The 24612-nt window shown below is 35.0% G+C and carries 19 protein-coding genes; 11 read left to right on the top strand and 8 right to left on the bottom strand.

Going from position 1 to position 24612, the window contains the following annotated elements; translation table 11 throughout:
* Positions 1 to 767 precede the first annotated feature (767 nt).
* The 3 genes from AC3CAU_RS01070 to AC3CAU_RS01060 form a co-directional block, all read right to left on the bottom strand.
* On the bottom strand, positions 768 to 2972 hold the full coding sequence (locus AC3CAU_RS01070) for an OsmC domain/YcaO domain-containing protein (protein WP_447053093.1): 2205 nt from the start codon (positions 2970 to 2972) through the stop codon (positions 768 to 770).
* Positions 2973 to 3440: 468 nt separating this feature from the next.
* Positions 3441 to 3998 carry a DUF4385 domain-containing protein gene (locus AC3CAU_RS01065; protein WP_447053092.1) on the bottom strand — a complete coding sequence of 186 codons (558 nt, stop codon included), beginning with the start codon at positions 3996 to 3998 and terminating at the stop codon, positions 3441 to 3443.
* 265 nt (positions 3999 to 4263) lie between these two features.
* Positions 4264 to 4479: a cold-shock protein gene (locus AC3CAU_RS01060; RefSeq protein WP_067723482.1), complete on the bottom strand. Its 216-nt coding sequence runs from the start codon at positions 4477 to 4479 to the stop codon at positions 4264 to 4266.
* Between the two features lie 1016 nt (positions 4480 to 5495).
* On the opposite strand from AC3CAU_RS01060, the gene AC3CAU_RS01055 reads away from it, so the two are divergent.
* On the top strand, positions 5496 to 6575 hold the full coding sequence (locus tag AC3CAU_RS01055) for a zinc-binding metallopeptidase family protein (RefSeq protein ID WP_447053091.1): 1080 nt from the start codon (positions 5496 to 5498) through the stop codon (positions 6573 to 6575).
* Positions 6576 to 6936: 361 nt separating this feature from the next.
* Positions 6937 to 7098, top strand: coding sequence for a hypothetical protein (locus tag AC3CAU_RS01050; RefSeq protein WP_488368418.1), 162 nt, complete (start codon positions 6937 to 6939; stop codon positions 7096 to 7098).
* Here AC3CAU_RS01050 and AC3CAU_RS01045 read toward each other — a convergent pair.
* A protein-coding gene (locus AC3CAU_RS01045) for an IS5 family transposase (protein WP_488368406.1) occupies positions 7055 to 7877 on the bottom strand; the annotation gives its coding sequence in 2 pieces (ribosomal slippage) (positions 7055 to 7495 and positions 7497 to 7877; 822 coding nt in all). The genes AC3CAU_RS01050 and AC3CAU_RS01045 overlap by 44 nt on opposite strands.
* Positions 7878 to 8510: 633 nt before the next feature.
* Between AC3CAU_RS01045 and AC3CAU_RS01040 the strand changes: the two genes are divergently transcribed.
* The 3 genes from AC3CAU_RS01040 (at position 8511) to AC3CAU_RS01030 (ending at position 12917) form a co-directional block, all read left to right on the top strand.
* Complete coding sequence (locus tag AC3CAU_RS01040) at positions 8511 to 8960, top strand: universal stress protein (RefSeq protein WP_131218133.1); 450 nt, start codon at positions 8511 to 8513, stop codon at positions 8958 to 8960.
* Between the two features lie 1687 nt (positions 8961 to 10647).
* On the top strand, positions 10648 to 11496 hold the full coding sequence (gene otsB / locus AC3CAU_RS01035; protein ID WP_447053089.1) for a trehalose-phosphatase: 849 nt from the start codon (positions 10648 to 10650) through the stop codon (positions 11494 to 11496).
* Positions 11484 to 12917, top strand: coding sequence for an alpha,alpha-trehalose-phosphate synthase (UDP-forming) (locus tag AC3CAU_RS01030; RefSeq protein ID WP_131218540.1), 1434 nt, complete (start codon positions 11484 to 11486; stop codon positions 12915 to 12917). Before otsB ends, AC3CAU_RS01030 begins: the two co-directional genes overlap by 13 nt.
* Before the next feature lie 105 nt (positions 12918 to 13022).
* Here AC3CAU_RS01030 and AC3CAU_RS01025 read toward each other — a convergent pair whose 3' ends face one another.
* Complete coding sequence (locus AC3CAU_RS01025; RefSeq protein ID WP_447053088.1) at positions 13023 to 14213, bottom strand: MFS transporter; 1191 nt, start codon at positions 14211 to 14213, stop codon at positions 13023 to 13025.
* Between the two features lie 642 nt (positions 14214 to 14855).
* Here AC3CAU_RS01025 and ppnP point away from each other — a divergent pair.
* On the top strand, positions 14856 to 15182 hold the full coding sequence (gene ppnP, locus AC3CAU_RS01020; RefSeq protein ID WP_250697895.1) for a pyrimidine/purine nucleoside phosphorylase: 327 nt from the start codon (positions 14856 to 14858) through the stop codon (positions 15180 to 15182).
* A gap of 104 nt (positions 15183 to 15286) precedes the next feature.
* Here ppnP and katE read toward each other — a convergent pair whose 3' ends face one another.
* A complete protein-coding gene (gene katE, locus AC3CAU_RS01015) occupies positions 15287 to 17416 on the bottom strand; it encodes a catalase HPII (RefSeq protein ID WP_131218535.1) in 2130 nt (709 codons plus the stop codon).
* 74 nt (positions 17417 to 17490) lie between these two features.
* Positions 17491 to 18909, bottom strand: coding sequence for an iron-containing redox enzyme family protein (locus AC3CAU_RS01010; protein WP_447053087.1), 1419 nt, complete (start codon positions 18907 to 18909; stop codon positions 17491 to 17493).
* 243 nt (positions 18910 to 19152) lie between these two features.
* Between AC3CAU_RS01010 and AC3CAU_RS01005 the strand changes: the two genes are divergently transcribed.
* The 4 genes from AC3CAU_RS01005 to AC3CAU_RS00990 all read left to right on the top strand — a co-directional run bounded on the left by AC3CAU_RS01005 (position 19153) and on the right by AC3CAU_RS00990 (position 21952).
* Positions 19153 to 19623: a CinA family protein gene (locus AC3CAU_RS01005; protein WP_447053086.1), complete on the top strand. Its 471-nt coding sequence runs from the start codon at positions 19153 to 19155 to the stop codon at positions 19621 to 19623.
* 200 nt (positions 19624 to 19823) lie between these two features.
* Positions 19824 to 20114 carry a hypothetical protein gene (locus AC3CAU_RS01000; protein WP_447053085.1) on the top strand — a complete coding sequence of 97 codons (291 nt, stop codon included), beginning with the start codon at positions 19824 to 19826 and terminating at the stop codon, positions 20112 to 20114.
* A gap of 80 nt (positions 20115 to 20194) precedes the next feature.
* Positions 20195 to 20509: a hypothetical protein gene (locus AC3CAU_RS00995; protein WP_447053084.1), complete on the top strand. Its 315-nt coding sequence runs from the start codon at positions 20195 to 20197 to the stop codon at positions 20507 to 20509.
* Positions 20510 to 21085: 576 nt separating this feature from the next.
* On the top strand, positions 21086 to 21952 hold the full coding sequence (locus AC3CAU_RS00990) for an SDR family oxidoreductase (protein WP_447053083.1): 867 nt from the start codon (positions 21086 to 21088) through the stop codon (positions 21950 to 21952).
* A 107-nt stretch (positions 21953 to 22059) separates the two neighbouring features.
* Here the strand turns inward: AC3CAU_RS00990 and AC3CAU_RS00985 are convergent, their stop codons facing one another.
* On the bottom strand, positions 22060 to 22254 hold the full coding sequence (locus AC3CAU_RS00985; RefSeq protein WP_131215366.1) for a hypothetical protein: 195 nt from the start codon (positions 22252 to 22254) through the stop codon (positions 22060 to 22062).
* Positions 22255 to 23152: 898 nt separating this feature from the next.
* On the opposite strand from AC3CAU_RS00985, the gene AC3CAU_RS00980 reads away from it, so the two are divergent.
* Complete coding sequence (locus AC3CAU_RS00980) at positions 23153 to 24574, top strand: cryptochrome/photolyase family protein (protein ID WP_447053082.1); 1422 nt, start codon at positions 23153 to 23155, stop codon at positions 24572 to 24574.
* Positions 24575 to 24612 lie beyond the last annotated feature (38 nt).

The following is a 24612-nucleotide window of genomic DNA, read 5'->3' as shown; positions in this document are numbered from 1 at the left end:
AATTAGTGGTGGCAGGCCACCACTCTCCCAGACAAATTGAGTCTAGTCTTAAGATCTTTTTAGTAGGAAAATATGTATTCATAGCTAGGTTCATGAACCAAATATTTTATAATTTATCACTTTAGTGCTCTAAGTAATTAAATTTATTGTTTATTAAACTTAAATTTAATTGTGAACTAGATTCTAGGTGAACATAAGTTAATTACAATATCTTTAAAGTTCATATCCTTTATTTAGGTCAACGATCTATCTTACGTTAACCAATATTTAGTTTAATTGATGATATGTCCTAATAGTTAAATCTGATTTATAAGTCTTTCTGTTTTTAGCTACATGAATACTATGTCTAGATCCCTTACCTTAAGTTGACGAATTCGAGATATCAAAGTTTAGCAATATAATAAGCTGATCTTATGGCTCTCGAATGTTGATGAAAATTGAGTAATTTAGCGAATATATAATTCGCTACAAAGGATTTTATACTGATTAGCATGTGTCAAGAAAGTTAAATAAAACATTGAAAAGTATGGATAAAAGAAAAACTTAGCTTAACACGTTCAAAAAATCTATTTCAGTGATTTAATCTGGATATGCTTTTTTTATGTATATATTCATAGGCCAAAAAATAAGCCTAATATTTTGAAATCATTAGGCTTATTTCTGATACATAAGCATTTAACATTTCTTAACTGTCTTTAGTTTCCATCAAAAGTATAGGAGCAACTGCGTAATATGCGCGATTGCTCCCTTCCTGCTATGTGGTATTCCTATTTTGATAAAGCTGCAAACTTAGAACGTGCTGCATGAAGCTTTTTATAGCTTTCAATCAGACGTAAATGACGGTCTAAGCCTTCCAGTTTTATACTGGTTTCAGTTAAACCATAGAAGCGGATACTGCCATCCATCGAACCAATCACGGCATCCATCCGCTCATCACCAAACATACGGCGGAAATTTGTTTCATAATCATTCAAATCCATACCGTCATCCAGTTCAACTTCAAGAACGACATTCAGGCACTGATAGAATAAACCACGTTCAACCGTATTGGTATTGTATTGCAGGAATTGCTCAACTAAATCTTTTGCCTCTTCAAATTGCTGTAAGGCAATATAAATCAGTAGTTTAAGCTCAAGAATAGTAAGCTGACCCCAAACGGTATTATCATCAAACTCAATCCCAATTAAGGTCACGATATCCGTGTAATCATCAGAGTCACATTCTTCCAAACGCTCAACCAAGGCTTCAAGCTGCTTATCATCCAAACGATGGATATTTAAGATATCTTCGCGGAATTGAAGAGCTTTATTGGTGTTGTCCCAAATTAAATCTTCAACCAGGTAAATTTCAGAATAACCGGGTACCAAAATGCGGCAAGCTGTTGCACCTAAATGCTCATACACCGCCATATACACTTCTTTGCCCATTTCTTCAAGAATGCCGAACATGGTGGCAGCTTCTTGCGCATTGGCATTTTCACCATCAGCAGTAAAATCCCATTCGACAAACTCATAATCAGATTTTGAGCTAAAGAAACGCCAAGACACTAGTCCGCTTGAGTCAATAAAATGCTCTACAAAATTATTTGGCTCAGTCACTGCATTACTGCTGAAGGTTGGTTTTGGTAAATCATTTAGACCTTCAAAGCTACGGCCTTGCAATAGCTCAGTCAAACTACGCTCTAAAGCCACTTCCAGCTTCGGATGTGCACCGAAAGAAGCAAACACCCCACCCGTACGCGGATTCATTAAAGTCACACACATGACTGGATACTTCCCCCCCAAAGACGCATCCTTAACCAAGACCGGGAAGCCTTGTTCTTCCAAAGCTTTGATACCTGCCACGATGTTTGGATATTTCGACAATACATCTTCTGGTACATCGGGAAGTGCTATTTCACCTTGTAAAATCTCACGCTTCACCGCACGTTCAAAAATTTCAGACAAACACTGTACTTGGGCTTCGGCCAAAGTATTGCCGGCACTCATACCGTTACTTAGATACAGGTTTTCAATCAGGTTCGATGGGAAATAAACCACCTCCCCATCAGAATGACGCATAAATGGCAATGAACAGATACCACGCTCAATATTACCTGAATTGGTGTCATACAAATGCGAGCCAAGCAATTCATCGTCTGGGTTGTAAACTTCTAAAGTATATTCATCCAGAATTTCTTTTGGTAATTCATCATTCAGGCCTGGCTTGAACCATTTTTCATCTGGGTAATGTACAAACTCAGCATTGGCAATGTCTTCACCCCAAAACTGATCATTGTAGAAAAAGTTACAGTTCAGCCGTTCAATGAATTCACCCAATGCTGATGCCAAAGCACTTTCTTTGGTTGACCCCTTACCGTTGGTAAAGCACATTGGCGATTGCGCATCACGGATATGTAAAGACCACACATTCGGTACAATATTGCGCCATGATGCAATTTCAATCTTCATGCCAAGACCTGCCAATATCCCTGACATATTGGCAATCGTTTCTTCTAAGGGCAGATCTTTACCGGGAATAAAGGTGCTGCTTTCAGATGCTAAACTTGGCATCAACAAAGCCTGTGCATCCGCATCAATGCTTTCCACTTGCTCAATAATAAATTCAGGACCCGTCTGGATCACTTTTTTAACCGTACAGCGGTCAATTGAACGCAAAATACCTTGGCGATCTTTTTCTGAAATGTCCGCAGGTAATTCCACCTGAATTTTAAAAATCTGTTTGTAGCGGTTTTCTGGATCTACAATGTTGTTTTGCGACAGACGAATATTATCGGTCGGGATATCACGTGCTGCACAATACACCTTCACAAAGTAGGCTGCACATAAAGCAGAAGATGCAAGAAAATAGTCGAAGGGTCCCGGTGCCGAACCATCCCCTTTATAACGAATTGGTTGGTCGGCAATTACCGAAAAATCATCGAACTTGGCTTCTTGTCGAAGGTTGTCGAGATAATTAACCTTGATTTCCATGCTGCTGGCACCTAACTATTCTTATGTGTCACGACAGACCCATAAGATTCTAAATATTGAAACATAAGCCGAATCACGAAAAAGAAATTGACTTAAAAAAGAGAGTAACTAGCGTCATCCGTTTAGTGAGCACACCGAACATCCGACATTTGCAATAATGGGCAATATTATAGAGGGATTTGGTTTAATTGATAACTTTTCTCTGTCTTTAAAGATTAATTATAAAAACCTTTAATAAAAGAAAAGCTTAGAAAAAATATGGACAATCTCAAGTCATGTATTTCAAAATAAGAGAATAAATATGATAAATAAGGACTCTCTAGCGCTCTGATCATTATTTTTTTAAGTATTGCTTTGATTTAACCTTAAGCCCTAATTCAATCTCATATAAGTTTTAGAATATATAGGAGGTAATACATTAAATTTCTGGTGTTGATTCGTTCTATTTATTAGAACATCTATTGCAGCTTACACTTGGCTATTTTTCTGAATAAACGTATTAAATTGATCTTTCAATTCCAGATACTTGGGGTTTGACTTGGCGTCATCCCATTTCTTCTTAAAAATTTGTGCCGCCGCAGCTTTAACAGGATCTTCTGCACTACGCGCTAACTCTGGCCGACCATGTGCCCCACTCAAACCTTTTTTGTCTTCAGGAACTGAACCCTTATATTTTTTACCGCCTTTATGATTGGCATAGCGACGTGCGCGGGTATAGCCCATTTGTAAAAACTTTCTGGCCATATCCGCACCAATAAAGTCAGCCTGCTCTAAATACTCTAAAAATAATGCATAAATCTTTTCACTACTTTGGGTAGCTTTAACTTCATCGGCAAATTGCCAATACGGCAGTATTTCTGATTTATACGGTTCGACCAGAAGTACCCCTTGTTCACCGCGGCCAATACGATACAGTTCGGGTCTTTTTCTAAAATTAATTTTTTTAAAATCTAAAGAATAATCAAAACTTTTTGAAAAAACGCGTGATTCTCGCTTAGGGATATTTTGTTGTTGATCTGGATTCATTAGAGTCTCCATGAGCATTGCGCAGGAAATTGATCGCATATATATATAGCATCATGGCGGATTTGATTGAAAATTTGCAGCTGATTTTTGCAATCAGTTTGTTATTAAATAGAGCAGCTACTACCTGGTTGAAGGTATTAAATTACCTTATATATAGGCATAAAAAAAAGCCGAGATTCTCGGCTTTTTTTAGCATACAAAAATTAAAAATAATTGGTAATTTACATTACTTTTAATTCATCTAATTTCTGTATATTAATATCTTTTAGATAGCAACAATATTCACGGCATTTGGGCCTTTTTGACCTTGTGCAACGCTGAATTCTACTTGCTGACCTTCCATTAAGGTTTTGAAGCCTGAACTAGCAATTTCGCTGAAATGAGCAAAAACATCTGGACCGTTTTCTTGTTGAATAAAACCAAAACCTTTAGTTTCGTTGAACCACTTTACAGTACCTTTAACAACATTTGAGTTTGACATAATAAATCCTATTGATTTTTAATAATTTTAGCCAATTTAATGACTATTCATAACTTGAAAATAATAAAGAATGAAACTTAAAATCTGAAAAACGAAGGATTATGACTAAAACTGCGATACTTAAAGAAGATTTACCGAAACAAGACTTTTTTCTAGTTGAGCTAATAATACATGAATTAAATTAATATTCAAGTTTTTTATGTCTATTATTTATTTTTATGATAAATAAATTTATATATTTTTAAAAATTAAAAACTTATATACGGCGATGCATTTTAAAAAAGTCGACAGCTTACTATGGTTGATGCTTGATTGTGTGATCAGCACGTGGTCTACACCCTGACAAGTTTACCTAGAACACAGAATATTAGGATTCAACTACAAATACTCTAGAAACTAAGAATATTGAACCTATTGAAAGCTTGAGGTATCAACTATCGGTACTGATCTTAACACGGGATTTTATTCAACATTTCGGGGAATATTTGTCATCACCGCATCCAGCCTCTCCAAATGCCCTCTGCTAACCTCTTTTAAAGCAATAGATTGTTGGTTGACGTGCAGTAGTTCTCCACTGCCCCTATATCCAGCTCACGTCATAAAGTAAAATCGAGATGTCGACCATCACTGCGTTATGCTCAGTATGACCGGCAATTACATGTTTATTGATCATATCAACAACGGCTTGTGAGTGACACAGTCATACTGATTTTGTTTTGACACAAGGTTATCCTCGCGGGTGAACCTACTTCACGTATAAACCGGTACGTGTAGTAAAAGTTCAATTAAAAATTATTTTCATGTATCGAGTACTTTTTTCTGTTTTTCAACGTTCATGTCCATCTTGTTTTAGGTATTACCAACATTCTGTTTTTATTACTTAAAGATAAGCAGAAAGTGTATCAATTTTAAAAACAAGAAAACCGTTAAAAACTCACAAAAATAAGAAACATATGTGTAAAAGTAGAGATTGTATGTCCACTCTTGGGACTTTATGATAAAAAATTGGACCTGTTATGAAGTATTTTTCGTGTGCTAGCTGTAATAATCAGGTGTTTTTTGCAAATTCGATGTGCGTCAACTGTCAAACCGTATTGGGGTATGTTGCTTCTGAAAAAGATATGGGTAGTTTTCAGCAAGAGTCTGATCAGCTCTGGATTGCGTTGAATCCCAGTTTTCAGCAGCAACGCTTTAAGCCTTGTTATAACTATACGAATTATCAGGTTTGCAACTGGATGCTACCGGCGGACAGTGAGAAAATTTACTGTGAATCCTGTCAGCTCACCCAGATACTTCCAGACCTGGATATTCCGGAGAATATTATTTATTGGAGGCGCATCGAACACGCTAAACAGCGTTTTCTGTATCTGATGCAGCGGCTGAACATTATGCCCCGCCCTAAAATTTCCTCAGATGACCGGTATGGCTTGTGGTTTAATTTTAAAATTTCAGTAGAGGGCCAACCCGTACTGACAGGTCATGCTAATGGCATTATCACATTAAATGTCAGTGAAGCAGATGTCGTTTACCGTGAAACTACACGCATTAAAATGGGCGAAAATTACCGGACACTTTTAGGACACTTCCGCCACGAAAGCGGACATTATTATTTTGATGTAATGCAATATTTGCACCCAGAAGTGATTGATGAGTTTCGCGCTGTATTCGGCGATGAACGTCAGAATTATGGCGAAGCCTTAAAGCGGCATTATGAACAAGGTCCGCCCGCTAACTGGCCAGAGAATTTTGTCAGTTCCTATGCTAGTACGCATCCTTGGGAAGACTGGGCTGAAACTTGGGCACATTATCAGCATATGATGGATACGCTGGAAACAGCATACTATGCGGGTCTTGTGGTAAAACCTAACCAGCCTGACCTGTCCAATATGGAATTTATAGAAAACCCGATTGGTGCAAAGGATTTTGAAAAGATTTTACAGAACTGGATGACGGTAACATTTAACCTCAATGCTTTAAACCGCAGCATGGGTTTGGAAGATGCTTACCCATTTACTCTGTCAAATGTAGTATTGGATAAATTCAGGTTTATACATCAGCATGTGCTGGATAAAGTGTTAAAAGATACTGCACCTTAATTTCTTTTACTATAAGTAAAATAAGGTCGCGCTTTCTTCCATAATACATCCCGAAGCACAGTTAATCTTTCAGATTAAATCCCAGATATGCAATTCCATTGCGCAGCCATCTACAAAAATCGAAATGACTCACGTCCTCCTACTTCATCAAGATTTTCTATCATCTACTTAGTCAAAAATGATGCGTTTAAGATAAGAGTCAAAATGTCTGCCTCCTAATTAATATCTAGAGCTATTGTTTTTCATTACTTTCTCTGTTCTCGGTTTGAATAAAATTTTGATTCATCCGGTTGTCTAATGTTGTAGTTGTGTAAGTCTGGACGATATGATTAGATCATTAAAAAACAATAAGGAATAAAAAATGAAATTCAATTTACTTATTATTTGTATGGTTGTGACTTATAATTTTGCTTATGCTACCCAATGCTTATCAGCAAGTGAATTAAAAGAGTTAAATAATAGATCTCTTGCGAAAGTCATTATTGAAAATTTATCCGGTTTACCAATGCAGCTATTAAGTTGACGCGTAAACCAAATCTTTTCCGTCTATTTCGATAGCGTTCACTTAATATTCTAAATGTTTTCAATTGACTATTAATGTGTTCGATCACAACTCGTATTTTTCCAATCATTTTATTGTACTTTTTCTCAACATCAAATAAGGGTAAATTCTTCTTTTTCTTTATTGGCATCAATAATTTAAAGCCATCTTGCTCTAATCCGTAGTACCCTAGATCAGTCATAACATATTCACAATGTTTGAATTTCTTAACCGTTTTTCTTGCCAATTTAATGTCATGCTGACTGCCATTCGATATATCTAGCCCTATGATTTGTTTGCTGTTCGGATGATAGATCACTTGTACTTTTAGCGTATATTTCTTCTTTTTACCACTGTAGAATTTACTCTGATTTTTTTTTCGGACGTTCTATTGAACATTCTGTCGCATCAATAATTACCCAGTTAAAGTGTTCGTCTGCCGTGGTAATGCTTCGTTTTGGCAGAGTAAAACGTCTTGATTTCATCAATGCATCTTCAACCTTTTTAATGGTTCGATTCACATTACTTTCAGCGATATGGTAATTTGCCGCTAATTCCAGTTGAGTGCTGTAGTTCCGTAAGTAATTGAGAGTTAATAACAACTGATCCTCTATATCTAAAGTATGAGGACGACCTGATTTCTTTTTGAGTGATTCTGCTTTTTCTAAAACATCTACCATTTCGGTAAAAACTGGTCGAGGTACGCCAACCAGGCGTTTAAATTCAGAATCTGAAAAACGGTTTAATTTCTGATATCTCATGAAATCTATATTGAGGTGGTTTTTACTTTCGCAAGAGGTCTAATATTTATCAAAATTCAGGTCAATTTTATGGTCATGTCAAACTCGATTGCCATTCTACAAGTGAAATAGTTCAGAAAAACTGTGCTTCTTCCGAACATAAAAAAATATTAGAAATCTATCTGCGCACTGCAATTTATGATTATGAAAATACTTCCGGGGAAACATTAACAGGTAAACCCTACAAACGTGAATATTATTCTGCTTTCAAAGAAGTCACTAATAGTTTTGACAATTGTGCCGATTTAATAAAATCTTTGAAATATTTCCTGGCTACATCTATATGGTCGGATTGATTGGCATCTAAAGCATTCTCCTAAATAATCGAGTTGTATGCTTGTATTTAAACCTCTCGGTTATAGACCATAATTTTATGCGTTTTGGGTGAAATAGAATTAATAATCACTGATAATGAGTACTACCAATTATTCAGGTATTTTGAAGTAAAGCCACTATGGGAGCTCCACCTCAAATGCTTCTGCAAGATAAGAGAAGTGTTAGCTAAAAGATAGACTTTTATCCTTTTTTATCACTGTACTCCAGTTATGTTAATCTTTGAGTAGATAACTAATCTTGAAACAACAGGAAAGTATCATGAATTACCAACACATCTTAGTCGCTGTTGATGATTCCCCTATTGCCATTGCAGCAGCTGATCAAACCATCATTTTAGCTAAAGCATTGGGAAGTAAAGTCACCATAGCAAGCGTTGTCGTGATAGATCCATTAACCAGTGTAAGTTTTTATAAAAATGTACCTGGAATAACGGATTATTATATGGAAGCAAAAGCTCATGCTAAAAATATTTTGGCCGAGCTAGGACTAAAATTTACCAATCTAGGTATTGAAACCAATACCAAACTTCTCAGCGGTCAATCACCCGGTGAGGTCATCGCCAAAATCGCTGATGAACTAAATGTTGATCTAATTGTCGTCGGTTCTCATGGACGTACAGGTTTTAAAAAAGCTTTTATTGGCAGTATTGCGCAAGAGATTCTAACCTCAAGCCATGTACCGGTACTGGTGGTAAAACACACAAAATAATTCTTTATAAGCAATAAATTAGTCTACTTTTTAGTGGACTAATTTTCTATCTGCGATTTCTCTAAAACTTTTAAGTCTTACAAAAAATATTTTTTCCTACGTTTCTGATTTTTTCATACATATTGCTCCATGTAATTATTATTCAACTTGGTGTTATATTGTTTTGGAAGATGACTAGAATACAAGTCTTACTTTTGCAGAATTCCGTTCCTCATTATTGAATAGATCAGAGTTGACTCCTACCTAGAAGTAAAATCTTGGCGAATTGGTTACTGTAGTCAGTCCGATGCATAAATTTTAGGGTTTAAATCACTCTTTGGGTAATTACCTCAATATAACCCGTTCCTTCAGGTAACAGATGCTTAATTTGTCCCCCCCTGATGTTCTGTAAATCCCTAGCGTTTAGTCATGGAAAAATAAGGACGTATGAGATTTTTCGAGTTAATTGATGACTTTCTCTAAATAAATATAAGATGAATAGAATATCCACGATTAAGGCCTACTCAAACAACTATAGGGTAACATTGGTCAAAGGCAAGTTAATACAATAAACGATAAGACAGTTCAAACATAAAACCAAGAAAAATAACTAATTCTTCTAGGGCAATCGATTTCTCCTGTTCTGACAACGAGAAAAGCTACTGAATTAAATTAAAGAATAAATGTATTGCATGATGATGACGGTGGTTCATCCTCATGCAATTTAATATCTCTCTTTACTAAAAAAATCACAATGTTTTCACTGTGCTCTACATGAATTTGAGTTATTCAAAGGTAATTTACAGCATATTCCTGTCAGGGCTTTTATCCCCTGAAGATAAAGACTATCAGGATATTTATAATCTGGAGTACAATAGCCTGTTGCATTGAAAAGCTAAGAAACGTTGTAAATTGAATACTGATTTAAAACACAATAGCCAGAAAACTAATAGAAGACGTATTGGGCCTAAAAAGATTCAATTTAATTGCTGGAATTTATATGGGGGGGAACTGAGCAAACAATGATTGTTGAAAGAGGTCTAAAGTAGAGATAACCTCTATACAAAGGTATAAAATTGAATCAACGAAATAAGTCAGCACTGATTTCAAAAATCTAATATTGAATATCTCAAGAGTTATATAGATAAAATTTATTTAATAATATCAAGATAATATTGGTTATTTAAAGTAATATCTTCAGCTAATCAGACTTCGTTTTTCCACACTTCCGGCATTCAATATTCTCGAAATATTCATAAGTATGTAAGCAAAGTAATTCACGCAAAAAATGAAACATATTATTAAGCTCCCATAGCAAAAAAGTAGTATCCAAATTGGATATTACTATGTGTTGGATCATAATATTTATATGGGGGCATGAAATCAAAGTTAAAGATTATAATTTCAGAAGATTATCCATTTCTGCTTTAAATATCACTAGCATTTTTATTTATAAAATACTCCTATTAATAAGTAAATTAATTTTGACTATTTGTTAATTGAAAGGTTATTTTTAAAATAAAAAATCATACATCATGTTAATAAATAATGTAAGCACATGTAAATAAAAACAAAAAATAACATAGTTAAAATAAGAAGAAAATATGTAATTTTTAATTAAGTTATGTAGGTTTAATAATAAATTACGTCATTAATCAAGTTTTTAGTGCTATTAGTGATTAACCATAATAAGTAGTAGATATAGAACATGCATAATGCTACACGCCAATCTTTAAATAAAGAATCTTATTCTCAGAACTTATTATCTGTTATTAGCGAATATTTTTCTAAAGAAAAACAATGCTGTATATTTCTTGATATTGATGGAACTCTTTCCGAATTCCATATAGATCCTTTAAAAAGTTTTATTCCTAAAACAACCTTGTGTACATTGCGCCAACTAAAGGATTTAGATATTCCTGTGATTGCTATAACCGGACGTTCTGTACAGGTAGCCTCACATTTATTTTCTCCACTACAGTTACCAATTGCCGGAACGCATGGTCTAGAAATAGACATGCAACCATTTGGGAAGTTAAATGCAGATATTAATAAAGCTCATATTGCTTTAATTCAGCAAGACACTCAAAAGACCTGTCTTCCCTATCCTCAATTGTTAATTGAGAATAAAGATTATTCAGTGGCTATTCATTATCGGCAATACCCAGAAATGGCCGAAATTGCAAAAAAAATTGCACATGATATCCAGAGTAGACATTCGGAATTTAAAATTAATGAAGGTAAATATGTATTTGAATTAATCCCTGTAGCGGCTGATAAAGGACAGGCAATTCAGAAGATATTGAATCATTTAAATTTTACCAATGTTTTACCTATTTTTATTGGTGATGATAAAACCGACGAATCCGGTTTTGAAGTAGTAAATCACTATCACGGTATCAGTATAAAAGTTGGAGAGGAGGAAACAGAAGCATGCTATCGCCTTAAAAATGTTGCAGATGTCGCTAATTTTCTTGACTTATTTTTACAATTTTTTAAAACACATTTTTCAAGACACTCTGAAGTATCGCATGGAGAAAAAGCATGTCTAAATTAATCGTATTATCAAATCGCGTAAGTTTACCCAATCCCGAGAAATCCACAGCCGGTGGCTTGGCAGTTGCTTTACAAGATGCACTACAGGATATTGGAGGAATTTGGTTGGGATGGAATGGTGAAAAAATTAAAAATAACCAACATCCGTATTTCAGCCAGACTAAGTATCAAGGTGTGGAATATATTACCTGTCCTTTAACTGAAGAACAATATGACGGCTATTATTGTGGCTTTGCCAATAATACGCTTTGGCCAGCCATGCATGATCGCGATGATCTAATTAACTACAAACCAGAAGAATTTAAAACCTATCAAGAAGTTAATCGTTTGTTCGCCCATCAACTTTATGAAATTGCTCAACCAGATGATGTAATTTGGGTACATGATTATCATTTTCTTAGTGTAGCTCGTTATTGCCGTGAATTGGGCATGCAAAATAGGATTGGATTCTTTTTACACATCCCCTTTGCCGGTTTAAAGATCTGGGACTTAATTCCTACTGCACCGTCATTGATTCAAGATCTTTGCCAGTACGATGTGGTAGGTTTACAAACTGAACATGACCAAAAACAATGTATGGAAGTATGTCATCAGGTCTTAGCTTCTGAAGTTATTAATAGCGATCTATTAAGCTATAACAATCGCCAGATTGCTATCAAATGCTATCCAATTGGAGTTAATCCTGAACTCATACAACAGGTTGCTCAGCAAGAAACAGAGATTTCTCACCCTGTATTTGAATTTGAAGATTTAACTGATCAAAAAACCATTATTAGTGTTGACCGGATTGACTATTCCAAAGGATTAATAGAGCGTTTTAATGCTTATGAAGAGTTTTTAAAAACCAATCCCGAATATCACAAAAATATTACTGATCTACAAATTGCATGTCCATGCCGCATGGAGATTTCAGCCTATAAAAATCTCTATGACCATTTAAAATCTAGAATTGATTTTATTAATCAGGAGTTTTCGCAAGATGACTGGTCGCCTATCAATTGCACTCATGAAACTGTTTCGCATGATGAGCTGATGAAAATTTATCGACAAGCCAATATTTGTTGGGTTAACTCATTGCGCGATGGCATGAACTTGGTAGCAAAAGAGTATGTTGCTGCTCAAAATTCAGAGGATCCCGGTGTTTTAATTCTTTCAAAGTATGCCGGTGCAGCAGAACAAATGTCTGAAGCAATTATTGTGGATCCAGAAGATCGTAACAGCATGATTAAGGGTTTAAAAAAGGCTTTGACTATGTCCAAGGCAGAACGTCTGGACCGCTACAAACACCTCATGAAAGGATTACAACGTTTTAATATTAATGACTGGCGGAATGCTTTTCTGGAAGATTTAAGACGAGCAGAAGCACTTAAAATTTTTACCCCCCAACTCCGTAAATCCTATAATCGAGTTGTTCAGTATTAAAGATATACATTAGATAAATTGCATATTTTTCAATATAAAAAACCGGTAGATTAGTTGATCTCCCGGTTTTTTATGTATCTTAAATAAAAATTTGAAGCAGGCGAATTAAGAAGCTTTAATTTGAGTAAAGTGATTCAAAAATGCAATCAGCATCAGTAAGGCGGCAATCATTCCAAAAACAATAGTTAACCCTATCATTTCACTGGCCATTCCTACCAATGCAGGACCTAATAAAGATCCACTATACGCCATAGTCGAAACACAGGATAATGCAGCAGCTTTGGGCATGACATTTTGACGTCCTACACGTGAAAACATCACCGGTACAATATTAGAACATCCTAAACCGAGCAAACTATAACCCAATAAAACCACTATCCAATGTGGTGCCATAACTACAGTGAAAAGACCAAGCGATGCACAAATTGCACTGTAAATAATGATATTTTTTTCACCTAATATTCTTTGTAAGTAATGGCCCGCAAAACGTCCAGCAGTCATTGCGATAGCAAAAAATGTATAAGCCAGCCCAGCAAATGCCGGTTTTAGGCCATACTCACTGACTAAATAAATACCACTCCAGTCCATGGCTGAACCTTCTGAAAGAAAAGCAATAAAGCAGACCAACCCAATCAATATAATGAATGGACTTGGTAATTTTTTCGATTTAGACTCAAGTTTAGCAGGATCAGTTTTCTGATCATTTTCAATTTTAGACAGACTATTCGGCACAGCAATTAAACTGATGATCATCAGTAAAGTGCAAATAGCCAGAGCACTCATTAACGGTGTTACGCCCATTGCCAGTAACGCTGTGACCGTCATTACTCCAGCCAAGCCTCCTAAACTACACATACCGTGGAACTGAGACATCATACTTTTAGCACTGTTTTTTTCTACAATTACAGCTTGTAAATTAATAGCAACGCCTAAACTACCTGCAGCTGTACCAAATAAGAACAATGCTACAGACATGAAGATGATGCTGCTACTCAAAGCAAAAGTCGGTAAAACGAGTAATAATATTAAAATTGCTACCGAGATAATCACACGACAGCCCACTTTCTGAATTAATAAACCTGTTGCAGGCATAGCAATCATGGAACCTAACCCTATACTCAGCAACAAAGTGCCAAAGTCAGCATGATTAAGATGAAGTCTTTGCTGAGCATAAGGAATAAGAGGTGCCCAAGCGGCAGTACTTAATCCGAGAGTGAAAAAACAAAGTAATGTAGATAGACGCTGCGCACTATGTTGTGTTGCATGGTCTAGATGTACTGTTTTGGAAGAAAACATGTGTGAGCCACCACGATAAGAAAGTTCTGGGCATCCAAATCCAAAATAATTCCATAGAAAAACCCCTGTAGATTTATTGGAAACCAATAACTGTACAGGGGCTAAATTTGGCGAAATTATACACAAAATAACTATAAATAAATTGCCTTTTTCAATTATTTAAAAACTGTTTTGTAACTGTTTCAAGGTACATAAAGTACGCTTAAGAAATGTTATAAATAAGCTATTAAAATTATAGATTATTTAATTGGCATACAAGCAATAGAACTCATTTTTATAATAGATGTAGTAAGCTTGACTGGATCAATATGGACATTAAAAATTATAACTTAAGCATAAAATTTTAATAGTTTGTCTAGATTCTGTCTCGCGCTAACGAGGAATTGATTAGGTTAAATATCCTGTAAATTAAAATATAAAAGTTCACATAAAGGGACCTCACTCCTTTTAAAAATAGAAAATAATGAAATAGTTATAATATATTGAATAATTTAGTTTTTCCATAAAATGAGGTTGTCGGCAACAACTGTTAATTAAATTTACATAATTAAACTAAAAAATATATTTCTCCTGTATATCTTTGGATTTCAAATACATATTCTAATATTGCTCAATTATTATAAAAAACTTTTCAGGAGCATCTTGATGTCAACTCAATTTGATTTTGTTTCTGTAGTAAAAAAGCCAAATATTTATTTTGACGGTTTATCTATTAGTCGTACTATTCAGTTTAAAAATGGCACAAAAAAAACAATAGGCGTAATTTTACCTACAGAATCCCCCCTTACTTTCGAAACAAATGTACCTGAACGTATAGAAATCATTTCAGGTAAGTGTCATGTTCAACTAGAAAATGATGTACAAGGCCAGATTTACTATGCTGGCCAATCTTTCTATGTTCCAAGGAATAGTCGGTTCAAGATTAGGGCAGATGAAGTCTTAGATTATATTTGTCACTTAGAGGACTAAATTTTTATAAAATCATAAAATAAGGGGAAACATTGCATTTCCCCTTACTTGTTGAAAATTTGCCCTACATAAACTTGCTAAAAAATTTATGCTTTTATAAATATTTAAGCTGGAATCGCTTCTGCTACTTGTTCTCGTGCCCAAATACGATGAGCTCGAATCAGATCCTTAAACTCATCTCTTACTGCATTAAACTCTTCAGCCACTAGCGTACCTTTATCCATCACCAATTTTAGATCATCAATTAAGGTTTTCTTATCGCCTAAGAAAATGATCGGTTTTAAATGTTTATAAGCTTCCAGAATATAATGAGTCGCAATACCATCTGTCTTGACTACATCGTAATTATCACCATCAACAATTACAACTGCATCATACATAATAGAAGGCTCACCCTTTTGCATTCCATTGGAAGGCAATTTAGCTTTCTGGTCATTTAAAACGGGTGCAGGGGTTGGAGTAAGAATATGAGCCACTGCATTTTCAGCTTTAGCCCATGTTAAAATTGCATCAATATTGGCTTGATTCACATTATCATGCACCAGCACAGCGATTTTTCTGGCTTTAATATCTTCAGGTACAAAAGCCTCAAAACTTAATTTCGCAGACTTCTCAACTGAGGATTTCTTAAGATTTTTATCCGTATTATTAGGCACTTCAATACCTAACTTCAGACCGACCTGTTGCGCTAAATCTAAATCAATATTCGCCAACACTTCTTTTACTTCCCGCTCTCGAATATGTAGACGTTGAACTTTACTTAATTCGAATACGTAAGCATCTACCACGTGCTTTTGCTCATACGGAGCCAGGCTTTGGTAATAAAGACGAGCTTGAGAGAAATGATCTGAGAATGAATCACTACGTGCACGAATCTTATTACCGTCAATACGTTCCTGATAACTCTCGAACCCCCCACCTTGGGTAGCGGATGGTGTTTCTACTGGCCAATTGTTGTCAATAGAGTCTGGTTGGTAAGAGGCCTGTCCCTGATGTACAAAGCTTTGGTGGATGCCATCACGCTGATTGTTATGGAATGGACATACTGCACGGTTAATTGGCAATTGATGGAAGTTTGGACCGCCTAAACGACTCAACTGAGTATCGGTATAAGAAAATAGGCGCGCTTGCAATAGCGGATCATTGGTAAAATCTAGCCCTGGGACAATATGGCCCGGACAAAAAGCGATTTGTTCAGTTTCAGCAAAGAAGTTGTCGATATTGCGGTTGAGCACCAATTTGCCAATTGGAGTTACAGGCACCAGTTCTTCGGGAATAATTTTTGTGGGATCCAGTAAATCGAAATCAAACTTCATCTCGTCTTCTTCTTCCACAATCTGAATACCCAGTTCCCACTCCGGATAATTTCCTGCTTCAATCGCTTCATATAAATCACGACGATGGAAATCCGGGTCCTTTCCTGCAATTTTTTGTGCCTCATCCCAAACAAGTTGAGCCATGCCCTGTTTTGGAGTCCAGTGAAACTTGACAAAAATTGCTTTACCCGCAGCATTGATCATGCGGAAAGTATGTACTCCGAAACCTTGCATCGAACGTAAGTTTCTGGGAATCGCGCGATCAGACATGGCCCACATTACTGTATGTGCAGATTCAGGTACCAGTGATACAAAGTCCCAGAAAGTATCATGAGCACTAGCACCTGTTGGAATTTCTGTATTAGGTTCTGGTTTTACTGCATGGACAAAATCGGGAAATTTAATCCCGTCCTGCACGAAGAAAACAGGTGCATTGTTACACACCATGTCGTAATTACCTTCTTGAGTATAAAACTTGATTGCAAAGCCGCGAATATCTCGAACAGTATCTGCAGAACCACGTGGCCCCTGCACAGTAGAAAACCGCACAAAGACTGGGGTTTTTGCACTAGCATCAGTTAGAAAAGCCGCTTTTGTATATTGTTCATTACCTTCATAGGCCTGAAAATATCCATGCGCGCCTACACCACGTGCATGCACAATACGCTCTGGAATACGTTCATGATCAAAATGGGTGATTTTTTCTCTTAAAATAAAATCTTCCAGTAAAGTGGAACCACGCACACCTGCCCTTAAGCTATTCTGGTTATCAGAAATTTTGACGCCATGATTTGTGGTCAGTGCCTCGCCAGTAGCATCTCGGCGAAACTCATCCAATTGTTGCGATTTGGCATTGGTATTTTGCTTATCTAAAGTGTCAGTTCCTGCTACTTCACTTTTCTTTGCTTTAGGGTCCATATTCCTACCTATAATTGTTAGTTAAAGTACTACTGAGGATGGTAAAAAATGATGCAAATTGTATTTGCATGCAATTAATGAATGGATGATTTTTTCTCACTAAGAAAGGGAAAAAGATAATCCACAAAACGTTGAGTACACCAAAGGCCAGCTTCTTTATGATGGGCATGAGGTGCCAGATAAGGTAGCAATTTATTTATTTTGACAGCTAGATTGCCTGATTCAGAAATTTGCTGTTGTAGGGTCTCTAACTCTCCATCAGCTAAATAACTGAACATGAACTCATCGATAGCGCTAGAAGTGGAGCTGACCTTTTTGTACTTCGAATGCGATTGTTTAAAATAGTCACCTGCAATCCAGTCGTGAATAATTTGCTTTTCAGTCGCATTAAAAACCCCATACATTTTGCCTTCTTCATGACTGATCAACTTCCAGAACCGGCTTTGTTCAGGATCCTGATTTAGAATGATCCACTGCTTTTCAATCAGCAGTTCTACAAATTCTTCGACCAGATTCGGCTCAGAAAGCCACTCATTAATAGACCGATTATTAAATTTACATTTATCATTATGAATGACATTGCCAACTAGGGCTTTCCGTTTCGAAATATTAACCACTAAAGCTTCTGAATTTAAATTTTTAATAATTTGTCTAGAAGATAATCCTTTATTATTCAAAGCAAAACCAATTTTCATTTTTTCTATAAATGAATCTTTATCTTTGAATTTTTTATAAATTTTTTCCAAGGCCTTAATGGATAAGTCTGCATGACCATTGTCCATATTATCTATAGTGATATGCAGATTAAAATATTGGGAATTAATGCCTAATTCATTGAGCTCATAATTGGTAATCAGAAGATGTAATGGCAACTGTTCGTAGCCCAAATTAAAACCGACTATTTCGGGAATAAATTCAGGGGGGGCATAAGCAAGTGCTAATTGAATTGCAGGCTGATGATAATACTCATCCTCTAACTCTAATACGAAATGTTCCAGACCCAGCTTAACCAGTAAATCATCAAATAAACTTACATGATTAGATTTGGCTAAGCCCAGCCCTAATTCCTCTACATATATTTGGATTAACTCATGAAAAATTGGATCATTCCAGTAATGAACTAAGCTATATAACCATGCACCATCTACCCGCTTTACCGGAGCGACTTTAATAAGGAATTCAAACGCTTGACTTACATTCTTAAAATACTCTCGCTCTCCCCCGCTACTCCTTCTATCTTTATATAACTGATATTCACTACATTGAACTTTATTATCATTACAAAGCCATTCAGGAATTTTATTCAAGTCCAAAGGAAATTCTAAGCTATCTAAATTCAAGGTCTGAATTTCTTTGCGTAAAAAAATCGCGGCTTTTCGCTCTTTAGCATGTTGGGTAATTTGTGAATTCATAAAGTAATTCACTATATCGCAGTAGTTCTGATGATTTTTATCAATTAAATCGAGCAAGCGTTCTTTTACTGCTACTGGCATTTTTATTCTCCAAGCGGTAATTCTGCTATAAACATAGGTTACCAATATGACATGGTAAAAGATTCAAATTGTTATTATTCGTTTAATTTGTGTTTAACTGGTTTTTATCTATTTATATAATTCAAACAGTTAAATTACATAACTCCTAAATTATGATAAAAAATTTATAGAAAATATATTGTTAATATCTATGTTCATCCTTAAGATATTATAATCAAAAAGGCTAAAAACAAGGTTATGAATATGACTGCTAAATGTTGTAAATTAATGGCCAAAAATAAACTTAATATTACTTTTATTGAAAGTGCTTCTGCAGGCTATCTGGCTTACCGATTCTCTCTTAGCCCTTTTTCTGGTGACATTTTAAATGGTGGATTAGTTTGTTATGATTTAAAAATTAAGGAAAATGTTTTAAAAATCCCCTCCAAAATGATTAAAAAATATACACCAGAGTCTTCTAAAATCACTGAAGAATTAGTTAAAAAATCAAAAAAAATATTCAAATCAGATATATATGTGGGATGTACTGGGTTGCTTAAACCTGGAGGATCAGAAACCAAGGATAAACCTGTAGGAACCTTTTTTTATTCTATTTTATATAAAAATAAACTATATAGTTATCGGTGTTTTTGCAAAGGAAAAAAGGAAGAGAAATTAAAAAAACTGATTGATTTGATATGTAAGAGTTTAGTTAAAATTATTCAAAATAATTAATTTTTAAAATAGAATTTCTCTTATTTCTAATTTTTACCACATTTTATTTATTAAAAGTATTCTATAGAAACATTAAATAAAATATTACACAATATGTAACATCTATTTTATTTATTAATCAAAAATCCATGCTAATAATAATTATATCTGGTTTATACAGATTCTAAAATTTTACTAACTATATATTATGAGGTGTAAAAATGAGTAATGTAAATAATCAGCAAGATCAAAATAATGTTCACTCTAATAATCCAAATCAACAGCAAAATGATAACTCAGGTCAGCAACAGCAACAAAATGATCAACAGCGCCAGCAAAACCCTCAAGATCCGCAACGTCAGCAAAATGGTCAACAGCAGCAAAATTCTAACCAGCCTCTAAAACATGTTAATGATAAGCAGCAACAACAGAATGACAATCAGCGTCAACAAACTGGCCAACAGCAAAATTCTGGAAAAAATCCAAATGACCAAAACGAACAGCAGAAATAATTTTTAAATTAAACATTCTTTATCATACATATGGGTATTAGATTCCCTTATATATTGATTCAAAAAATAGGAATAAAATAATGATTGATCCAAATCTAGAGAATCAAACTCGTACTCCAAACAGTATGGAATCTGAAAAATACTGGCGCGAAAACCATACTAATCGACCATATTACAATGATTTACATCGTGATATTCCAGATATTGATTATGATCGAGATTTATCTTCCGCTTATGAATTTGGACGTAATTCCCGGTCTGAATATGGTGAAAATGCACGTTTCGAAGATTCCGAGAATGATCTACAAACAAAATGGGATAAATTTAAAGCAGAGTCTCGTTTAAAATGGGATCAAGCTAAGCATGCGGTAAAAGATGCATGGGATAAAATGTAATATTTTAGAATATGGGCTTTTATAGCCCATATTTTTTAAATTCTTAGAATTATTCCGATATTAAATTCTTTAATATCTTCCTGATGGAAATCAAGCTTACGCTATAGCACTTTATTAGTTAATATATAAAGAAAACCCTAATAGGAAATATCTTATCTCTAAGTAAAATATAATCTTTTTTATAGTAATTTATGCAAGTAATTTTTATTTAAAAAATAATTAAAATAGAGATGAATCCTACATCTTAACCCCTATCAAAAAAAGCTTTATTTATATTGAAAATTATTTATAGCGTCGAGACAAATCTCCCTGTTTGTTGATTTAAATAAAATCTATTTCCTTTTTATTACCAAAAAGTACTGAATAATTTTCAATTCAACTGAGATAACGAATTTTTATATTTAATTATATCAATATATTGATTCACCCAATTAATATAAAATATTTCAATTATTTAATTTTTTAAAAATATATAAATATTAAATTAATTATGTTATTTAATGTTTATCTGCAATAAAAAGTATAGGAATTCAAATAAAATCTTTTTTAAGTATGTATAAATATGGAAAATAAGTTATGAACCAATATCCTAAAAACCCCTCTACAGAAATGCAAAGCCATCAACCGGGTATTCAATCTAAAATGAATCCCATGCCCGAAGTCATCAAAAATAATTACAAAGGAAGTGATAAATTAAAGGGTAAGGTTGCACTGATCACTGGAGGTGACAGCGGAATAGGCAGATCGATTTCCGTATTATTTGCTCGAGAAGGTGCAGATATTTGTATCTGCTATTTAGAAGAAGATCAAGACGCGCTTGATACTAAAAAAATGGTTGAAAATGAAGGAAGACGCTGCCTACTCATAAAATGTGATTTACAACATCAAGATGAAATAAAGGAAATGGTAGAAACTGCCCTTCAAGAATTTCAAACTATCAATATTTTAGTCAATAATGCAGGAGTGCAATATCCACAAAAGTACATTACCGATATTAATACACAGCAACTTTTTAAAACCTTTGAAGTAAATATTTTTTCTATGTTTTATTTAACTGAACTGTTAGTTCCTTATATGAAACAAGGCGATACTATTATTAATACTACCAGTATTACCAGTTATCACGGACATGATTTACTTATAGATTACGCGAGTACCAAAGGTGCAATTACCTCATTTACCCGTAGTTTATCTACAAATCTCTTAAAAAATAAAACAGGAATTAGAGTGAATGCTGTCGCTCCCGGACCTATATGGACACCATTGATACCAAGTAGTTTTGATGAGGAACAATTGAAAGACTTTGGTAAAGACACACCAATGGGACGTATGGGACAACCTAGCGAAGTCGCTCCAGCCTATTTATTTCTTGCCTCTGATGAAGCAAGTTATATCTCTGGACAGGTTATTCATGTCAACGGCGGTAGTATCGTAAATGGCTAGATAAAAATTGATAACTTAAATCCCAATCAGAGAATGCAGAATGATCATTAAATAGAAGTTGACACGAAAACGCGGATCTTAAGATCCGCGCTTTTATTTATCACTGATTACTTTTGCTGATTTTGTTGGCGTTGTTGATCATTTTGTTGCTGCTGTTGACGTTGCTGATCTTGTTGATTTGGTTGACGCTGTTGATCATCTTGTTGTTGCTGACGTTGCGGATTTTGTTGTTGGCCCTGCTGATCATTCTGTTGTTGTTGCTGGCGTTGTTGGTCTTGCTGGTTTTGTGATTGATTAGCCATTTCTATATCCATCCTAGTTTTAAAATAAGTCATATGAGTTTGTAACTATTCTAAATTTGCATATTCATTGGGATAAAGCTATAAGGCTCATGTGACATTTTTTGTCGTTGTAAATTTGATTTTCTTTAAAACAGAATAAATGACTCATTAAAATCAAATTATTTAAATATTTTCAAAAGATATTAATTACATTTTTTACCGAATTTAAACATAGATAAAATTCAAATAAGGATCAAGTTTTAACTTGGCTAAGATTGCATTAGCACTGGTGATTAGCGCTAACACTATATTAACTTTAGCGCGCATATAAACTGAATTATTACAGGCTGTTGAAAAAATTGAGTTAAATAAGTATTTAAATACTTGCTATGAAGTTGCCAGAAAACCTTTATCTTTTTAAAATAAATACAAAAGTAATGGGATTGTTAACTATCATTTAAATAAGAATGGCAATATTAAAGTCGACAATAGTTTTTATACAAAAGATGAAAAGTTCAAAAATTCATTTGGTGAAGCATTTGTATAAAATGCATCCTTTAATTCTAAATTGAAAGTGAGCTTTTTAGCTAAAATCATCCGTTTTCCCAGTCGCATGAATTGACTACTGGGTTTTAAAATTTGATGAACATTATGAAACAGTATTAGCCGTTGAACCCGATAAAAATAGATATGAAGCCTTTCTCGTTCACCACACCATCAACCAGAACTGGTACAGGAGCACTTAGATTATGCTGAATCCATTGGATATGACTTGAGTGATGTAATTAAAAACCAAACAGACTCAGAAATAACTTCCCTAATGAATCATTTGAAGCATAGACCACATGTTCATGCTTTTTTTCTATCTCAACTTTGCATAGAATAATAATCAACAATTTTCTCAAGATATTATAATTCCATGCAATTCATCTGGTTTCGACAGGATTTACGCATTCAAGATCACGCTGCTCTTTGGCATGCTACGCAAGCGGGGCCCTGCATTGCATTGGTTATCATTTCACCTGAACAATGGGCTTTACACAGCGACGCCGCTGTTAAAATAGATTTTTATTTAAGACAACTTCAATCGCTTAAAACGCAGCTAAAGAACTTGAATATTCCGTTAGTGGTTCGGCATATTCCCTTTTGGAAAGATGTTCCACAAGGCATTTTGAAGGTTACCCAACAGCTCAATATCAATTGTATACATGCCAATATCGAACTGGGTGTAAATGAGTTAAAGCGCGATGCCCAGCTTCAGAAGCTCTTAGAAAAGGATAATAAATCCTTTGAGCTGTACCATGACCGCACTTTATTTCCAGTGGGCAGTATTCGCAATAAGAGTCATCAACCTTATCAGGTTTTTGGTGCATTCAAGAAAAATTGCTATGAACAATTCAGTGTGAGTTTACCGCAATGTTATCCTCAAATTGAAGCACAGTCTGATCTTCGGCTTGACTCTCTCATAGACGAACCTGTTTGTACTTTTGCTGAGTTATATCCAAATCATCCTTCAATAGAACTACAGGATCGTTGGCCATTCAGTGAAGAATATGCCCTAACTTCATTGGATGATTTCATTAATGATAAAGTGATTCACTATGAAAAAGAGAGAGACTTTCCTCATCAGGATTCAACCAGCCAATTATCACCTTATTTAAACTTAGGGATAATTTCTATTCGTCAATGTATTCAAGCTCTATTTCGTCGACAGCATGGTCACTTCCAGATAGAACATTTAGGTCAACAGACCTGGCTTGATGAACTATTATGGCGCGAATTTTATCAACATATACTCTTTGATTTTCCTCAAGTCTCTAAACATCAGCCTTTTAAGACACACACAAAAAAAATCCAGTGGCGTGATGCCCCTAAAGACTTGGCTGCATGGCAGCAAGGACAAACCGGCATTCCAATTGTAGATGCAGGGATGCGCCAATTATTGGCAACCGGCTGGATGCATAACCGTGTTCGTATGATCACGGCCATGTTTCTGACTAAAAATCTGCTGATTGACTGGCGGCTGGGTGAACAGTGGTTTATGCAACATTTAATTGATGGTGATTTGGCAGCCAATAATGGCGGGTGGCAATGGTGTGCCTCTACAGGTACGGATTCAGTGCCCTATTTCCGTATATTCAACCCCATCAGCCAGTCGCAAAAGTTTGATGTCAATGGAAACTATATTCGCCAATGGGTTCCTGAACTGGCCCATTTAGATGCCAAAACCATCCATGAGCCTTATGCCAAAAATTCCAATTTGGCTTTAAATTATCCGAAACCAATTGCAGATCTGAAGCAAACCCGAATTCGGGCAATTGAGGTTTTTAAAAGTATCTAAAATAGGCATCAGGTATGTTGATCGCTTCCTCTATCCCA

This window comes from Acinetobacter sp. GG23 (assembly GCF_057766365.1).
Note: the sequence above shows the minus strand (reverse complement) of the source record. Positions and strands in the feature narration are given on the sequence as shown.

Coding starts and splice junctions, on each gene's coding strand:
- AC3CAU_RS01070 (WP_447053093.1), bottom strand. CDS start 2,972: ATGGAAATCAAGGTTAATTATCTCGACAACCTTCGACAAGAAGCCAAG.
- AC3CAU_RS01065 (WP_447053092.1), bottom strand. CDS start 3,998: ATGAATCCAGATCAACAACAAAATATCCCTAAGCGAGAATCACGCGTT.
- AC3CAU_RS01060 (WP_067723482.1), bottom strand. CDS start 4,479: ATGTCAAACTCAAATGTTGTTAAAGGTACTGTAAAGTGGTTCAACGAA.
- AC3CAU_RS01055 (WP_447053091.1), top strand. CDS start 5,496: ATGAAGTATTTTTCGTGTGCTAGCTGTAATAATCAGGTGTTTTTTGCA.
- AC3CAU_RS01050 (WP_488368418.1), top strand. CDS start 6,937: ATGAAATTCAATTTACTTATTATTTGTATGGTTGTGACTTATAATTTT.
- AC3CAU_RS01040 (WP_131218133.1), top strand. CDS start 8,511: ATGAATTACCAACACATCTTAGTCGCTGTTGATGATTCCCCTATTGCC.
- otsB (WP_447053089.1), top strand. CDS start 10,648: ATGCATAATGCTACACGCCAATCTTTAAATAAAGAATCTTATTCTCAG.
- AC3CAU_RS01030 (WP_131218540.1), top strand. CDS start 11,484: ATGTCTAAATTAATCGTATTATCAAATCGCGTAAGTTTACCCAATCCC.
- AC3CAU_RS01025 (WP_447053088.1), bottom strand. CDS start 14,213: ATGTTTTCTTCCAAAACAGTACATCTAGACCATGCAACACAACATAGT.
- katE (WP_131218535.1), bottom strand. CDS start 17,416: ATGGACCCTAAAGCAAAGAAAAGTGAAGTAGCAGGAACTGACACTTTA.
- AC3CAU_RS01010 (WP_447053087.1), bottom strand. CDS start 18,909: ATGCCAGTAGCAGTAAAAGAACGCTTGCTCGATTTAATTGATAAAAAT.
- AC3CAU_RS01005 (WP_447053086.1), top strand. CDS start 19,153: ATGACTGCTAAATGTTGTAAATTAATGGCCAAAAATAAACTTAATATT.
- AC3CAU_RS01000 (WP_447053085.1), top strand. CDS start 19,824: ATGAGTAATGTAAATAATCAGCAAGATCAAAATAATGTTCACTCTAAT.
- AC3CAU_RS00995 (WP_447053084.1), top strand. CDS start 20,195: ATGATTGATCCAAATCTAGAGAATCAAACTCGTACTCCAAACAGTATG.
- AC3CAU_RS00990 (WP_447053083.1), top strand. CDS start 21,086: ATGAACCAATATCCTAAAAACCCCTCTACAGAAATGCAAAGCCATCAA.
- AC3CAU_RS00985 (WP_131215366.1), bottom strand. CDS start 22,254: ATGGCTAATCAATCACAAAACCAGCAAGACCAACAACGCCAGCAACAA.
- AC3CAU_RS00980 (WP_447053082.1), top strand. CDS start 23,153: ATGCAATTCATCTGGTTTCGACAGGATTTACGCATTCAAGATCACGCT.